The following is a 14,798-nucleotide window of genomic DNA, read 5'->3' as shown; positions in this document are numbered from 1 at the left end:
TCGTAGTGGGCCTACTCGGACGAGCCCGACAACGTAGCGAGCGTGCGTGCCAGGCGCCGTGTGCCAGGCGGGACTTTGCGGACACGCCCTAGGGTCGGACGTGACGAGGACGTCCGCACGCCAGGAGGCGCCATGACCACGCTGGAGAACCGCCCGAGGACCGCCCTGCTCGTGATCGACGTGCAGAACGGCACGATGAGCGCGGCCCACGACCGTGACGCGGTCGTCGCGGCCATCGCCTCGCTCGTCGAGCGGGCCCGGGCCGCCGGCACGGAGGTGGTGTGGGTGCAGCACAACGACGCGGAGCTGGTGGCGGGCACCGAGGCGTGGGACTACGTACCGGAGCTGGTGCGCCGCGAGTCCGAGCCGCTGGTGCAGAAGGCCTACGGCGACTCCTTCGAGGAGACGGAGCTGGAGTCCGTGCTCGCCGCCCGGGGTGTCGGCCGCGTCGTCGTGACCGGCGCGCAGACCGACATGTGCATCCGCTCCACGCTGCACGGCGCCCTCGTCCGCGGCTACGACGTGACCTTGGTCACGGACGCGCACACCACCGAGGACCTCACGTCCTTCGGCGCCCCGCCGCCCGCGCAGGTCGTCGCCCACACCAACCTCTACTGGAAATTCCAGCAGGCGCCCGGCCGGGAGGCCCTCGCGCTCGCCGCCGCCGAGGTCGACTTCGCGGAGAAGGCCGCCTAGCGCCGCGCCCGGCCGGAACGGACCGTGACCGCGCCGCGACCCGACGGCGTGGCGCGGGCCGCACCGCACCCGGAACCCCGGGGGGTGTACGGCACACTTCACCCCAAAGACGTCGAACGCCCAGGTGGAGGGTGCCGTGGCAGAGCAGCACGACGCATCGCCGCGAGCGGCGCTGAGCCGCCGGCGGATGCTGCTCGCGGCCGGGGCGGCCGCGGCCCTCCCCGGCGCGGGCATGCTCGCCGTGGGCGCCGCCGGTGACGAGGCCCGCGCGCAGGCGCCCCGTCGGCGCCGGGACGTGCCGCCCACCGCGAGCCTGCCGCTCGTCGGCGGGCCCGACTTCCCCATCGGCGTCTTCTGGCCGCCGCCGCCCACGCACGTCACCGTCGAGCGCTACCAGGAGATCGCCGACGCGGGCTTCACCTTCGTGCACAACGGCAACTACCTGTGGGACCGGACGGGTATCCGCTACGGCCTCGACGTCGCCCGGCAGGCGGGCCTGAAAGTGCTCGTCGCCGGCGACCCGCTGCTCGCCTCCCTCACCGCCGACTTCTGGGCCGAGGACGACCCCACCGGCTACCACCCGAAGATCACCGCCGGTGACGCGGAGGTCTCGCTGCGCGCCCTCTTCGGCGCCTACCAGGACCAGCCCGCCTTCGCGGGCCTCACCCTCGCCGACGAGCCCGCCGCCAACCGCTTCGCGACCCTGGGCTCCCTCACCGCCACCGCCCGCGCGGTGGCCCCCGGCAGCCTGCCCTACCTCAACCTCCGCCGCCTCGGCCAGCCGTACGGGCCGTGGGGCACGGCCCCCATGGACGTCCCCACCTACACCCGCTACCTGCAGGAGGCGCTCGACACGATCGCGCCCTCCGTGCTGTCCTTCGACCGCTACCCGATGCTCTCCGGCGGCGCGGAGGACCCGGGCTACCACCAGAACTGGGCGCTCGTACGCGCGGCGGGGCTGCGCGCGGGCATTCCCACGTGGACGTTCATCCAGTCCCTGCAGTACGCCGGGCACCGGCTGCCGACGCCCGCGGAACTGGCCTGGCAGGTCAACACGAGCCTCGCGTACGGGGCGAAGGGGATCCAGTACTTCACGTACTGGACCCCCGACCCCAGCCGCGGGGACGGCTTCGCGGCCGCGCAGGGCCTCGTCACCGTGAGCGGCGAACGCACCCCGCTCCACGCGGCGGCCAAACAGCTGAACGTGGGGTGGCTGCGGCCGGTCGGCCGGGAACTCCTGCCGCTCGTCTCGGAGTCCGTCAGCCACGCCAACGACGTGCCGCTCCCCGCGGGGGCGACCGCCTTCGCGCCGGACACGCGGATCGCCGGGGTCGGCGGGGACCCCGTCGTGCTCGGCGTCTTCGCCGCCCCCTCCCCGGGCGACGCGGAGACCCGCTGGGTGCTCGTCGCCAACCGCTCCTTCTCCGCGGCGGCCGCCGCCCGGCTCGTCGTGCGGCCCGCGTACGCCGCGGCCCGCTTCGACCCCTCGACCGCGTCGTACGCCCCCCTCGACGGCGGCACCGTCGCCCTCGCCCTCGCGCCGGGAGCCGCCGCGCTCCTGCGGCTGACGCCGCGCTGAGGTCCTGCCCGCCGTACGCCGGCCGCGGGCGCCACGGCGGCCGGGTGAACCGCGTCGCGCGCCGGCGCCTTCGAATTCCGGCTGCCGGCCCCTGGCTGAGCCGTATCCCGCAGGCCCGGGGCCCGCTACCGCCTCCCGGAGGCGGGGTCGCCGTACCCCTTGACGGATACTGGGGCCGCCGGGATGGTCGTCGCTCAAGACGATGGGCAGCACTTCCACCACGGCTGCATCACGGACAGCAGGGAAAGGCAGGGCCTCGTGGCGATGGCAAGGGCAGGAACGAAAGCGCTGGGCGCACTCCTCGCGGTGGTGCTCGGAGCGGCGGGCCTGGCCGGGTGCAGCAGCACCGGCGGCAAGCGCGCGGAGGACCGGGCCGAGAAGCTGGCGGCGAACGGCTCGGCGGTGAACACCCCGCACTGGACCTTCGCCATGGTCACCCACTCGGGGGCGGGCGACACGTTCTGGGACATCGTGCAGAGCGGGGCGAAGCAGGCCGCCGCCAAGGACAACATCAAGTTCGTCTACTCCAGCAGCGACCAGGGCGACCAGCAGGCCCAGCTGGTGCAGGCCGCGATCGACCAGCACGTCGACGGGCTGGTCGTCACGCTCGCCAAGCCCGACGCGATGAAGGCGGCCGTCGCCAAGGCGGTCAAGGCCGGCATCCCGGTGATCACGATCAACTCCGGGGCGGCGGAGTCCGAGCAGTTCGGCGCCCTCACCCACATCGGCCAGGACGAGACGGTCGCGGGCAACGCCGTCGGCGACGCGCTCAACGGCCGCGGGAAGAAGCACGCGCTGTGCGTCCTGCACGAGCAGGGCAACGTGGGCCTGGAGCAGCGCTGCGCGGGCGCGAAGTCCACCTTCCACGGAACGATGGACAACCTGTACGTCAACGGCACCAACATGCCCGACGTGCTCTCGGCGATCCAGGCCAAGCTGCAGTCCGACGGGAGCATCGACTCCGTGGTGACGCTCGGCGCGCCCTTCGCCGACACCGCGGCCAAGGCCAGGCAGCAGGCCGGCTCGAAGGCGGAGATCGACACCTTCGACCTCAACGCGCAGGTCGCGGCCTCGCTCAAGAGCGGCACCATCGGCTTCGCCGTCGACCAGCAGCCCTACCTCCAGGGCTACGAGGCGATCGACCTGCTGTGGCTCCACCGCTACAACAACGACACCCTCGGCGGCGGCCGGCCGGTCCTCACCGGCCCCCAGATCGTCACCAAGGACGACGCGGACGCGCTCCTGGCGTACGCCAGGCGGGGGACCCGATGAGCGCCGCACGCGGGGCCGCCGGGCAGCGGACGACGACCCTCGCGCGGTCTCGCCGAGCGGGTGGACAGGCGAAGGAGGAAGGATGAGCGACCTCGCGCTCGCCCCGGACGAGCGGCTGGCGCCGCGGTCGGTGGCGGGACGGCTGCTGGGGCGGCCGGAGCTGGGCGCGGTCGTCGGGGCCGTGGCCGTCTTCGTCTTCTTCGCGGTGGCCGCCGACCCCTTCCTGCGCTGGTCGAGCCTGGGCACCGTGCTCTACGCGTCCTCGACGATCGGCATCATGGCGGTGCCGGTTGCGCTGCTGATGATCGGCGGCGAGTTCGACCTGTCGGCCGGTGTGATGGTCACCAGCTCCGCGCTGATCTCGTCGATGTTCAGCTACCAGATGACCGCCAACACGTGGGTCGGCATAGGCGTCTCGCTGCTGGTGACGCTCGCCCTGGGGGCCTTCAACGGGATCATGCTGGTGCGCACCAAGCTGCCCAGCTTCATCATCACGCTGGGCACCTTCCTCATGCTCACCGGCCTGAACCTGGGTCTGACCAAGCTGATCAGCGGCACCGTGGCCACCAAGTCGATCGGCGACATGGAGGGCTTCCCGGCCGCGCAGGACGTCTTCGCCTCGCACTGGACCGTCGGTGACGTCGACCTCCAGGTGACGATCCTGTGGTGGCTCGCCCTAGTCGCCGTCGCCACCTGGGTGCTGCTGCGCACCCGCGCCGGGAACTGGATCTTCGCCGCCGGCGGCAACGCCGACGCGGCCCGCGCGGTCGGCGTGCCGGTGGCGCGCACCAAGGTCGGCCTCTACATGGCCGTCGCCTTCTGCGCCTGGATCTCCGGCCAGCACCTGCTGTTCTCGTTCGACGTGGTGCAGTCCGGCGAGGGGGTCGGCAACGAGTTCCTGTACATCATCGCGGCCGTGATCGGCGGCTGCCTGATGACCGGCGGCTACGGCAGCGCCGTGGGCTCCGCGGTCGGCGCCTTCATCTTCGGCATGACGAGCAAGGGCATCGTCTACGCGCAGTGGAACCCGGACTGGTTCAAGTTCTTCCTCGGGGCGATGCTGCTGCTCGCCACCCTGCTCAACGCCTGGGTCCGCAGGCGGGCGGAGGCCAGCGCATGACCACCCTCACGAAGGACGGCGGCAGCGCCCCGCTGGTGTCGCTCACGGGCGTCTCCAAGTCGTACGGGAGCGTGCGCGCGCTGCGCGACGTCTCCCTGGAGGTGCACGCCGGTGAGATCACCTGCGTCCTGGGCGACAACGGAGCCGGCAAGTCCACCCTCATCAAGATCATCGCCGGGCTGCACCCGCACGACTCCGGCAGCTACGAGATCGAGGGCGAGCCCGTCCGGCACACCTCGCCGCGGCAGGCACTGGACCGCGGCATCGCGACCGTCTACCAGGACCTCGCCGTGGTGCCGCTGATGCCCGTGTGGCGGAACTTCTTCCTCGGCTCCGAGCCCACCAGGGGCCGCGGCCCGCTGCGCCGGCTGGACGCCGCCGCGATGCGCGCCACCACCCGCGCGGCGCTGCTGCGCTTCGGCATCGACCTGCGGGACGTCGACCAGCCCATCGGCACCCTGTCCGGCGGCGAACGGCAGTGCGTGGCCATCGCCCGCGCGGTGCACTTCGGGGCGAAGGTGCTGGTGCTGGACGAGCCGACCGCCGCGCTCGGCGTCAAGCAGTCCGGGATGGTGCTGCGCTACGTGGCCGCCGCGCGCGACGCGGGCCTCGGCGTGGTGCTCATCACGCACAATCCGCACCACGCCTACCTGGTCGGAGACCGCTTCGTCCTGCTCAAGCGCGGCGCGATGTCCGGCAGCCACCTCAAGCGGGCGACTACCCTGGACGCGCTGACCCGCGAGATGGCCGGGGGCAGTGAGCTGGACGAGCTGACGCATGAGCTGAGCCGTGCACCGGCGGCCCCTGAGCCGGTGGACGCCACCGACCCGGAGACCGACGCGTGAGTGCCAACCGTGAACGTGTGTACCGCGGCAGCGCCGCCAGATCGACCGTGTGGCGCAATGTCAGCGGCGCCGAGCGCCGCGAGCGGCGCAGCCACCTGAGCGCGCCGCGGGTGCCGACCGTCGGCATCGACATCGGCGGCACCAAGGTGATGGCCGGTGTCGTCGACGCCGACGGCACCATCCTGGAGCAGGTGCGCACCGAGACGCCCGACAAGTCCAAGAGCCCCAAGGTCGTCGAGGACACCATCGTCGAGCTGGTGCTGGACCTGTCCGAGCGGCACGACGTGCACGCGGTCGGCATCGGCGCGGCCGGCTGGGTCGACGCCGACCGCTCGCGCATCCTCTTCGCACCGCACCTGTCGTGGCGCGACGAGCCGCTGCGCGACCGGCTCGCCGACCGGCTGCTCGTCCCGGTCATGGTCGACAACGACGCCAACGCCGCCGCCTGGGCCGAGTGGCGCTTCGGCGCCGGGCGCGGCGAGGCCGATCTCGTCATGATCACGCTGGGCACCGGTATCGGCGGCGCGATCCTGGAGAACGGCCAGGTCAAGCGGGGCCGCTTCGGGGTCGCGGGGGAGTTCGGGCACATGCAGGTGGTGCCCGGCGGGCACCGCTGCCCGTGCGGCAACCGCGGCTGCTGGGAGCAGTACAGCTCCGGCAACGCCCTGGTCCGCGAGGCCCGCGAGCTGGCCGCCGCGGACTCGCCGGTCGCCTACGGGATCATCGACCGGGTCGGCGGCGCCGTGGGCGACATCACCGGCCCGCTGATCACCGAGCTGGCCCGGGCGGGCGACCCGATGTGCGTCGAGCTCTTCCAGGACATCGGCCAGTGGCTGGGCGTCGGCATCGCCAACCTCGCGGCCGCGCTCGACCCGTCCTGCTTCGTCATCGGCGGCGGTGTCAGCGCCGCGGACGACCTGCTCATCACCCCTGCGAGGGACGCCTTCCGGCGTACCCTGACCGGCCGCGGCTACCGCCCCGAGGCACGGATCGCCAAGGCCGAGCTGGGCCCGGAGGCCGGTATGGTCGGCGCCGCCGACCTCGCCCGGCTGGTCGCCCGCCGCTTCCGCCGCACCAACCGCCGCCGTGTCGAGCGCTACGAGCGGATCTACGGCCGCCAGGAGGCCGAGCAGTGACCACGACCCCCGAACGCGTCCCCGAGCGCGAGGCCCCGCCGCCGCGCCGCGACCCGGCGCCCGGCGGCGGCGCCCCGGACGGCTCCGGCGGCGGCCGGGACGACGGCGGGCCCGGCGGCTCCGGCGACGGCGGTTCTGGCGGCCGGGGCGGGCCGGGCGGCTCCGGCAGCACCGCGCTGCCGCTGCGCGAGATCCCCCGCTGGGTGCGCTGGACGGTCGTCCCGCTGCTGATCCTGGTGCCGCTCGGCTACGTCCTCATCTCCGCCGCGCAGAGCCGCGGCGCGGGCGCCGACTCCCAGAAGCAGGCCGCCGCCCGCCACCTGACCTGGGTGGTCCCCAGCGAGCTGCAGCGCCGCATCTACCAGGTGCCGATCCCCGACGGGACCGTGCACGACGGCTACCTGGAGACCAACTCCTGGGACACCAGCCGGTTCTTCTGCCAGTTCACCACCACCGCGGGCGGCCTGGACACCTTCCTGGCCCAGCTGGGAACCAGCCGCGCCGCCCTGCACGACGGCAAGGTGTCCATCGGCGACAAGGAGGCCGCCCGCGTCGGCTGGAACTTCCACGTACCGGGGCACTACTGGGCCGGGATGTCCACCCACCAGGTCGGCGACAAGCCCGACCACGACATCACCGTCGACCTCACGGACGCCGACGCGCCCAAGGTCTACGTGGTGTCCACCGTCAACTTCCAGCACGGCTTCGGGGGCGGGTGATTCCGGCGCGCGGCGGAGTAGGTAGCGTGAAGCGATGAGCGAGCTGACGACCGAGGCGCCCGCGGGCGCGGCAGCCGACACGGCCGGCGCCATGCCGGCCGCTTCCCTGCCCGCGGACGACGAGATGGACGACCTGTACGAGGACGCCCCGCCGTTGCAGTACCGCTTCGACGGCCCCGAGAGCGGACCGGTGCTCGTCCTCGGGCCCGCCCTCGGTGCCACCTGGCACATGTGGGACCGGCAGCTGCCGGTGCTCAGCGCCACCTGGCGGGTGCTGCGCTACGAGCTGCCCGGCCACGGCGGCGCGCCCGCCGAGCCCGCGTCGTCCGTGGACGACCTGGCACGGCGGCTGCTCGCGGTGCTCGACGACGAGGGCATCGACACCTTCGGCTACGCGGGCTGCGCGCTCGGCGCCGCCATCGGCGCCCGGCTGGCCCTGCTGCGTCCCGACCGGGTCGCGGCCCTGGCCCTGGTGTCGGCCTCGCCGCGCTTCGGCACCGCCGACACCTGGCGGCAGCGCGGCGTCGTGGTGCGCGCCAACGGCCTGGAGCGCACCGCGCAGGCCAACCTCCAGCGCTGGTTCACCGAGGCCTTCCTCGCCACCCAGCCGGCGATCACCGAATGGGCCGTGCAGATGGTCGCCACCACCGACCAGGCCTGCTACGTCGCCGCGTGCGAGGCGCTCGCCGCCTTCGACATCCGCGACGCGCTCGGCAGCATCAGCGTGCCGACCCTGGTGGTGGCCGGCGCCGACGACACCGAGACGCCGCCCGCCGACGCCCGCGCGCTCATCGCCGGCATCCCCGACGCCCGGCTCGCCGTCGTCCCCGCCACCGGCCACCTCGCCCCCGTCGAGGAGCCCGGCGCGGTCGGCGAGCTGCTCGCGACGCACTTCGCCACCGCCTGGCAGGACCCGGGCGCCGCGCTGCCCCAGCCCCCGCCGCCCGTCCCGCCGGTGCCCGGCCCCCGGGTGACGGCCCAGGCCCCCGACCAGCTCGCGGCGGGTATGCGCATGCGCGGCGAGGTCATCGGCGAGAGCGCCGCCACCGACCGGCCGCCCGCCGCCCCGGACGCTTTCGGCAGCGGCTTCGACGCCTTCGCCACCCGCTACGCATGGGGCGAGATATGGGCCCGGCCGGGCCTGGACCGCCGCACCCGGGCGTGCGTCACGCTCACCGCGCTGACGGCGACCGGCCAGCTCGGCGAGCTGGCCGACCACGTCCGCGGCGCGCTGCGGATCGGGCTGAGCCCCGCCGAGATCGAGGAGGTGCTCGTGCACGCCTCCGTCTACTGCGGGCTGCCCGCGGCCCGGGCCGCGATCAGCGCGGCCCGCACGGTCGTCGAGCAGGAGACCGGCGGGCACCCGTAGGCCCGCGCGGGCGGGCGCCGCGCGGGCCCGCCGTACGACCCCCGCCCTGACGGGCGGGGAACCCCCAGGGACCGGCAGGTCCCACCGACGCGTCCTGGCAAGGATGGGAAGCCCGTGAAGCTCACCAAGAACCGGCATGCCTGCGTCCGGCTGGTCAAGGACGGGCAGACGCTCGTCGTCGACCCCGGCGCCTTCAGCGAGGAGGACTCCGCGGCGGGGGCCGACGTCATCCTCGTCACCCACGAGCACCCCGACCACTTCGACCCCGCGAAGCTGCGCGCCGCGCTGGAGGCCAACCCGGCCGCCGAGCTGTGGACGCTCGCCGCCGTCGCCGACCAGCTCTCCGGCGCCTTCCCCGGGCGCGTGCACACCGTCGGCCACGGCGACACCTTCACCGTCGCCGGGTTCGACGTCCAGGTGCACGGCGAGCTGCACGCCGTGATCCACCCGGACATCCCGCGCATCACCAACGTCGGCTACCTCGTGGACGGCGCGGTCTTCCACCCCGGCGACGCCCTCACCGTCCCCGGGCACCCGGTGGACACGCTGCTGCTGCCGGTCATGGCGCCCTGGAACAAGATCTCCGAAGTGATCGACTACGTCCGCGAGGTCGCGCCGCGCCGCACGATCGACGTGCACGACGCGCTGCTCACCGACCTGGCCCGGCCCATCTACGACACCCAGCTCGGCAACCTGAGCGGTGCCGAGCACGTGCGGCTGACCCCGGGCGAGGACACCGGCGCCTGAGACCGGCTGTCGGACCCAGCCGCTAGGTTGGGGGACATGCGCATCGCGACCTGGAACATCAACTCGATCACCGCCCGCCTGCCGCGCCTGCTCGGCTGGCTGGAGAGCAGCGGCACGGACGTCCTGTGCGTCCAGGAGACCAAGTGCACCGACGAGCAGTTCCCCTACGACGAGCTGCGCGAGCTGGGGTACGAGGCGGCCGTCAACGCCGACGGGCGGTGGAACGGGGTGGCGGTCATCTCCCGGGTGGGCCTGGCCGACGTGGTCAGGGGCCTGCCCGGCGGACCCGCCTACGACGGGGTGCAGGAGCCCCGCGCGGTGTCGGCGACGTGCGGCGGCGCCGTCCGCGTGTGGTCGGTCTACGTGCCCAACGGGCGGGAGATCGGCCACGCGCACTACGCGTACAAGCTCCAGTGGTTCGAGGCGCTGCGCGCGGCCGTGGCGGGCGACGCCGCGGCCGACCTGCCCTTCGCGGTGCTCGGCGACTACAACGTGGCGCCCACCGACGAGGACGTCTGGGACACCTCCGTCTTCGAGGGCCAGACCCACGTCACCGCCCCCGAGCGCGAGGCGCTCGCCGCCCTGCGCGGCACCGGCCTGAGCGACGTGGTGCCGCGCCCGCTCAAGTACGACCACCCGTACACGTACTGGGACTACCGCCAGCTGTGCTTCCCGAAGAACCGCGGCATGCGCATCGACCTGGTCTACGGCAACGCGTCCTTCGCCAAGGCCGTCTCGGACGCGTACGTCGACCGCGAGGAGCGCAAGGGCAAGGGCGCGTCCGACCACGCCCCGGTCGTGGTGGACCTCGACGTCTGAGCCGCGGGGCGGGCCCGCACCGGCCGTGCGCTCTCGGCGAAAGGGCTGCCGGGCGGCGCGGCGGGGTGGCTACGGTCGCGGCATGGAGATCATCGAGCTGCTGCCGACCCTGCACATGCTGAGCTTCCCCGTGGGCTCCGCCTATCTGTGGTCCGACGACGACGCGTTGACGCTCGTCGACAGCGGCGCCGCGGGCTGCGCCGACGACATCGCCGGGGCCGTACGGGAACTGGGGCGCGATCCCGGCGACATCCGGCAGATCGTCCTCACCCACTTCCACGAGGACCACACCGGCGGCGCCGCGGCCCTGCGCGCGATGACCGGCGCCGCCGTCCTCGCCCACCGCCTGGAAGCGCCGGTGGTCAGCGGCGCCGTCGCCGGCCCGCCCCCGGTCCTGCGCGACTGGGAGGTGCCGATCCGCGCGAGCGTGCCGGCGCTGCCGCCCGCCCCGCCGGTCACCGTGGACCGCGAGCTGGAGGACGGCGACACGCTGGACTTCGGCGGCGGCGCCGAGGTGGTGTGGACCCCGGGCCACACCGACGGCAGCATCGCCGTCCACCTGCCCGGTCCCGGCGTGCTGTTCACCGGCGACACCGCCGCCAACGTCGGCCGCACCATGCCCGGCGTCTTCCACACCGACCCCGACCGCGCCCTCGCCTCCTACCGGCGGCTGGCCGCGCTCGACGCCGGCGTGGTCTGCTTCGGCCACGGCGACCCCCTCCTCTCCGGCGGCTGCGAGGCGCTGCGCGCGGCCCTCGCCCCGGAGGCGCACGGCTGACGTCGCGCGTCCACCCGGTGCCCGCCATGTCACTCGAAACGGTGGCCCGCACGGCGTGGCGGGGGACGGGCAGGGCGTGTCAAGGGCGTGATCGACCGGCTGCGGCACGGCATATGTGCATGATGGCGGCACACGTTCCCTGATCCGACCCTCCTCCACACCCACCTCACAGCCGTGCAACCGGAGGCACCACGTGGACTCCCTACAGCAGCTGCCGAACATCGGGGCGGTGCTCGCCGAACGCCTGCGCCGCGCGGGCGTCGACGACGCGGGCGAACTGCGCCGGCTGGGCTCCGGACGGGCCTTCGAGAAGATCCGCCCGGAACTGCCCGAAGACGCCTGCACCCACACCCTGCTGGCCCTGGAAGGCGCATTGCGCGGGATGCGCTGGACCGCGATCCCGCAGACCGAGCGCGACACGCTCGTCCACCGCGTGCTCGGCTGATCCCGCGGTATGCCGGCAGAGCCGCTGATCGTCCTCGACGGCGTCAACAAGCACTTCGGGCAGCTCCATGTGCTCAAGGACATCGACCTGACGGTGGCGCGCGGCGAGGTCGTGGTGGTCATCGGCCCCTCCGGCTCGGGCAAGTCCACGCTGTGCCGGGCGATCAACCGACTGGAGCCGGTGCAGTCCGGCACCATCACCGTCGACGGCAGCCCGCTGCCCGCCGAGGGCCGCGCGCTGGCCCGGCTGCGGGCCGACGTCGGCATGGTCTTCCAGTCCTTCAACCTCTTCGCCCACCGCACCGTGCTGGACAACGTGACGCTCGCACCGCTCAAGGTGCGCCGCCGCGCCAAGGCCGACGCGGTGCGCCGCGGGCGCGAACTCCTCGACCGTGTCGGCCTGCTGGCGCACGCCGACAAGCTGCCCGCCCAGCTGTCGGGCGGGCAGCAGCAGCGCGTCGCGATCGCCCGGGCGCTCGCGATGGAGCCCAAGGCGATGCTCTTCGACGAGCCCACCTCCGCGCTCGACCCGGAGATGATCAACGAGGTGCTGGAGGTCATGCAGCAGCTCGCCGAGGAGGGCATGACGATGGTGGTCGTCACCCACGAGATGGGCTTCGCCCGGTCGGCCGCGGACCGCGTGGTCTTCATGGCCGACGGGCGGATCGTCGAGGACCGGGTGCCGGAGGAGTTCTTCACCGACCCGCGCAGCGACCGCGCCCGCGACTTCCTGTCCAAGATCCTCCACCACTGACCCGCCTCCTCACCGCCCCTCGCCGCCGATCCGCCGGGAACCCCTCTCACGTGACCGCCACGCCGCGCCGCACCCCCGGGGCCGCCGCCCCGCTGCTGCTGGTGCTCCTCACGCTCGCCGCGCTCGCACCGGCGGCCGGCTGCGGCCGTTCCGGCAGCCCGCCCGTCAAGGGCCCCAAGGCCGCCGACCTGCCCGCCTACCACGTCGACAGCTCCTTCTCGCTGCCCGCCTCGCCCACCTGGAAGCGGGCCCACAGCCGCGGCCGCCTCGTCATCGGCGTCAAGGACGACCAGCCCTACCTGGGCGAGAAGGACCCCGCCACCGGCGTCTACTCGGGTTTCGACATCGAGATCGCCAGGATGACGGCCGCGTCCCTCGGCTTCCCGGCGAACCGCATCACCTTCAAGGCCATCGCGTCCGCGAACCGGGAGACCTCGCTGAGCAACGGCCAGATCGACTACTACGTGGGCACCTACACCATCAACGCGCTGCGCAAACGGCAGGTGGGCTTCGCCGGGCCCTACTACCTGGCCGGGCAGAGCCTGCTGGTGCGCACCGACGAGGACACGATCCACGGCCCGCAGGACCTGAAGGGCAAGAAGGTCTGCTCCGCGGCCGGTTCCAGCTCCATCCAGCGCATCGCGTCCGACTACCCGGACGCCACACCGGTCACGTACGACACCTACTCGGTGTGCGTGGACAACCTGCTCACCTTCCAGGTCGACGCCGTGACCACCGACGACGCGATCCTCGTCGGCTACGCGGCGAAGGCGCCCGGGGAGATGAAGGTCGTCGGCAGGCCCTTCTCGAAGGAGCCCTACGGGATCGGCGTGAGCAGGTCGGACACCGCGCTGCGCCTCGCGCTGGACGACGCGATCGTGGCGCACGAACGCAACGGCGACTGGAAGCGCGCCTACGACGCCACGCTCGGCCTGTCCGGGGTGCCCGCGCCGAAGCCGCCGCCGGTGGACCGCTACCCGGGGAGCGGCTGATGAACGTCCTGACCGACAACTTCTCCCTCTACGGCAGGGGCCTGTGGGGCACCGTGCAGCTCACGCTGCTCGCGGGAGCCCTGTCGCTCGCGGTGGGGGTGCTCGTCGCGGGCTTCCGCGTCTCGCCGGTCAAGGCGCTGCGGGTGTTCGGCACGGTGTGGGTCACCGTGCTGCGCAACACGCCGCTGACACTGCTGTTCTTCGCCGTGCTGCTGGGCCTGCCGCGGTTCGGGGTGGTGCTGCCCTTCCAGGTCTTCGCCGTCCTCGCGCTCGGCGCGTACACCTCGGCCTTCATCTGCGAGGCGGTGCGGTCCGGGATCAACACCGTGCCGCTCGGCCAGGGCGAGGCGGCCCGCAGTCTCGGCATGACCTTCACGCAGACGCTCGCCCTGGTGGTGCTGCCGCAGGCGGCCCGCGCGGTCATCTCGCCGATCGGCTCCACCCTGATCGCGCTGGCCAAGAACTCCGCGATCGCCGGGTCCTTCTCCGTCACCGAGCTGCTCGGCACCTACAAACCGCTCAACGAACTGGGCTACGGCATCGTGTGGACCTTCGTGTGGATCGCGGCAGGCTACCTCGTCGTGACGCTCGCGATCGCGGGCCTGTTCGGCCTGCTGGAGCGGAAGTTCGGGGTGTCGCGATGACACCGGCCGAAGGCAGTGCCCTCTACGACATCCCCGGGCCGCGTGCGCTCGCCCGGCACCGGGTCTACGCCTGGGCCACCAGCGCGCTGCTGGCCGTGCTCGCCGCCTTCGTCGTCTGGAAGCTGGTCGACACCGGGCAGTTCTCCGCGGTGAAGTGGCGGCCGTTCACGTACGAGGGCATCCAGCGGCTGCTGCTCACGGGCCTGAAGAACACCCTCAAGGCCTTCGGCTGGGCGGCGCTGGCCTCACTCGTCTTCGGGGTGGTCTTCGCGGCCGGGCGGCTGTCCGACCACCGGCCGGTGCGCTGGGTGAGCGCGCTGGTGGTGGAGTTCTTCCGGGCCATGCCGCTGCTGGTGATGATCTTCTTCATCTTCATCGCGCTGCGGTTCGACCCGATGACGGCGCTGATCACCGGCCTGACCCTCTACAACGGCTCGGTGCTCGCCGAGGTCTTCCGCTCCGGTGTCAACGCCGTCCCGCGCGGCCAGCGCGAGGCGGCCTACGCGCTGGGCATGCGCAAGACACAGGTCATGACGTACGTGCTCGTGCCGCAGGCGGCCCGCGCGATGCTCCCGGCGATCGTCAGCCAGCTCGTGGTGGCCCTCAAGGACACCTCGCTGGGCTACCTGATCACCTACCAGGAGTTCCTCTACTCCGGGAAGCTCATCGCCACCAACCTCGACTACGACCTGCCGTTCATCCCCGTCGTGATGGTGATCGCACCCCTTTACATCGGCATGTGCATGCTGCTGTCGTGGTGTGCCAACCGGCTCGCCCGGCACGAGCGGCGCAGCCCCAAGGCCGGGGCCGTCCCCGTCCGGACCGAGCCGCCGCGGGAGATCTGAGCGCACCCGGCCGCGGCACTCACGCACGGTCGCCGCCGC

General features: G+C 73.1%; 16 protein-coding genes. All 16 read left to right on the top strand.

The window, feature by feature from the left end:
• Positions 1-132: 132 nt before the first annotated feature.
• The 16 genes from ACH4SE_RS22800 (at position 133) to ACH4SE_RS22725 (ending at position 14,759) form a co-directional block, all read left to right on the top strand.
• Positions 133-696, top strand: a complete 564-nt coding sequence (locus tag ACH4SE_RS22800) for a cysteine hydrolase family protein (protein WP_398545254.1) — start codon at positions 133-135, stop codon at positions 694-696.
• 136 nt (positions 697-832) lie between these two features.
• Positions 833-2,275, top strand: coding sequence for a hypothetical protein (locus tag ACH4SE_RS22795; protein WP_398545253.1), 1,443 nt, complete (start codon positions 833-835; stop codon positions 2,273-2,275).
• Positions 2,276-2,539: 264 nt separating this feature from the next.
• Positions 2,540-3,547, top strand: coding sequence for a substrate-binding domain-containing protein (locus ACH4SE_RS22790; protein ID WP_398545270.1), 1,008 nt, complete (start codon positions 2,540-2,542; stop codon positions 3,545-3,547).
• An 82-nt stretch (positions 3,548-3,629) separates the two neighbouring features.
• Complete coding sequence (locus ACH4SE_RS22785) at positions 3,630-4,667, top strand: ABC transporter permease (protein ID WP_398545252.1); 1,038 nt, start codon at positions 3,630-3,632, stop codon at positions 4,665-4,667.
• Positions 4,664-5,512, top strand: coding sequence for an ATP-binding cassette domain-containing protein (locus ACH4SE_RS22780; protein WP_398545251.1), 849 nt, complete (start codon positions 4,664-4,666; stop codon positions 5,510-5,512). The genes ACH4SE_RS22785 and ACH4SE_RS22780 overlap by 4 nt, the downstream gene beginning before the upstream one ends.
• On the top strand, positions 5,509-6,648 hold the full coding sequence (locus ACH4SE_RS22775; RefSeq protein WP_398545250.1) for an ROK family glucokinase: 1,140 nt from the start codon (positions 5,509-5,511) through the stop codon (positions 6,646-6,648). The genes ACH4SE_RS22780 and ACH4SE_RS22775 overlap by 4 nt, the downstream gene beginning before the upstream one ends.
• Positions 6,645-7,367 (top strand): hypothetical protein, encoded by a 723-nt coding sequence (locus ACH4SE_RS22770; protein ID WP_398545249.1) that lies wholly within the window; start codon positions 6,645-6,647, stop codon positions 7,365-7,367. The genes ACH4SE_RS22775 and ACH4SE_RS22770 overlap by 4 nt, the downstream gene beginning before the upstream one ends.
• A 124-nt stretch (positions 7,368-7,491) precedes the next feature.
• Entirely contained in the window at positions 7,492-8,736 is a 1,245-nt protein-coding gene (locus ACH4SE_RS22765) for an alpha/beta fold hydrolase (RefSeq protein WP_398545269.1), read from the top strand.
• Between the two features lie 114 nt (positions 8,737-8,850).
• Complete coding sequence (locus ACH4SE_RS22760) at positions 8,851-9,483, top strand: MBL fold metallo-hydrolase (RefSeq protein WP_398545248.1); 633 nt, start codon at positions 8,851-8,853, stop codon at positions 9,481-9,483.
• Between the two features lie 36 nt (positions 9,484-9,519).
• On the top strand, positions 9,520-10,302 hold the full coding sequence (locus ACH4SE_RS22755; protein WP_398545247.1) for an exodeoxyribonuclease III: 783 nt from the start codon (positions 9,520-9,522) through the stop codon (positions 10,300-10,302).
• Between the two features lie 82 nt (positions 10,303-10,384).
• Positions 10,385-11,080 (top strand): MBL fold metallo-hydrolase, encoded by a 696-nt coding sequence (locus ACH4SE_RS22750; protein WP_398545246.1) that lies wholly within the window; start codon positions 10,385-10,387, stop codon positions 11,078-11,080.
• Positions 11,081-11,273: 193 nt separating this feature from the next.
• Positions 11,274-11,525: a TfoX/Sxy family DNA transformation protein gene (locus ACH4SE_RS22745; protein WP_031515493.1), complete on the top strand. Its 252-nt coding sequence runs from the start codon at positions 11,274-11,276 to the stop codon at positions 11,523-11,525.
• Between the two features lie 9 nt (positions 11,526-11,534).
• On the top strand, positions 11,535-12,278 hold the full coding sequence (locus tag ACH4SE_RS22740; protein ID WP_398545245.1) for an amino acid ABC transporter ATP-binding protein: 744 nt from the start codon (positions 11,535-11,537) through the stop codon (positions 12,276-12,278).
• A gap of 50 nt (positions 12,279-12,328) precedes the next feature.
• Positions 12,329-13,270, top strand: coding sequence for a glutamate ABC transporter substrate-binding protein (locus ACH4SE_RS22735; protein WP_398545244.1), 942 nt, complete (start codon positions 12,329-12,331; stop codon positions 13,268-13,270).
• The gene (locus tag ACH4SE_RS22730) at positions 13,270-13,914 is read left to right on the top strand and encodes an amino acid ABC transporter permease (RefSeq protein WP_398545243.1); all 645 of its coding nucleotides are present in this window, start codon (positions 13,270-13,272) and stop codon (positions 13,912-13,914) included. The genes ACH4SE_RS22735 and ACH4SE_RS22730 overlap by 1 nt, the downstream gene beginning before the upstream one ends.
• Complete coding sequence (locus ACH4SE_RS22725) at positions 13,911-14,759, top strand: amino acid ABC transporter permease (protein ID WP_398545242.1); 849 nt, start codon at positions 13,911-13,913, stop codon at positions 14,757-14,759. Before ACH4SE_RS22730 ends, ACH4SE_RS22725 begins: the two co-directional genes overlap by 4 nt.
• Positions 14,760-14,798: the final 39 nt, after the last annotated feature.

The organism is Streptomyces sp. NPDC020983 (assembly GCF_044333485.1).
Classification (GTDB): domain Bacteria; phylum Actinomycetota; class Actinomycetes; order Streptomycetales; family Streptomycetaceae; genus Actinacidiphila.
This window is presented reverse-complemented; position numbering and strand designations above follow the sequence as displayed.

Excerpts from the sequence above, each read along its gene's own strand:
- ACH4SE_RS22800 (WP_398545254.1), top strand. The coding sequence starts at position 133 with ATGACCACGCTGGAGAACCGCCCGAGGACCGCCCTGCTCGTGATCGAC.
- ACH4SE_RS22790 (WP_398545270.1), top strand. The coding sequence starts at position 2,540 with ATGGCAAGGGCAGGAACGAAAGCGCTGGGCGCACTCCTCGCGGTGGTG.
- ACH4SE_RS22785 (WP_398545252.1), top strand. The coding sequence starts at position 3,630 with ATGAGCGACCTCGCGCTCGCCCCGGACGAGCGGCTGGCGCCGCGGTCG.
- ACH4SE_RS22780 (WP_398545251.1), top strand. The coding sequence starts at position 4,664 with ATGACCACCCTCACGAAGGACGGCGGCAGCGCCCCGCTGGTGTCGCTC.
- ACH4SE_RS22765 (WP_398545269.1), top strand. The coding sequence starts at position 7,492 with ATGGACGACCTGTACGAGGACGCCCCGCCGTTGCAGTACCGCTTCGAC.
- ACH4SE_RS22755 (WP_398545247.1), top strand. The coding sequence starts at position 9,520 with ATGCGCATCGCGACCTGGAACATCAACTCGATCACCGCCCGCCTGCCG.
- ACH4SE_RS22750 (WP_398545246.1), top strand. The coding sequence starts at position 10,385 with ATGGAGATCATCGAGCTGCTGCCGACCCTGCACATGCTGAGCTTCCCC.
- ACH4SE_RS22740 (WP_398545245.1), top strand. The coding sequence starts at position 11,535 with ATGCCGGCAGAGCCGCTGATCGTCCTCGACGGCGTCAACAAGCACTTC.
- ACH4SE_RS22730 (WP_398545243.1), top strand. The coding sequence starts at position 13,270 with ATGAACGTCCTGACCGACAACTTCTCCCTCTACGGCAGGGGCCTGTGG.
- ACH4SE_RS22725 (WP_398545242.1), top strand. The coding sequence starts at position 13,911 with ATGACACCGGCCGAAGGCAGTGCCCTCTACGACATCCCCGGGCCGCGT.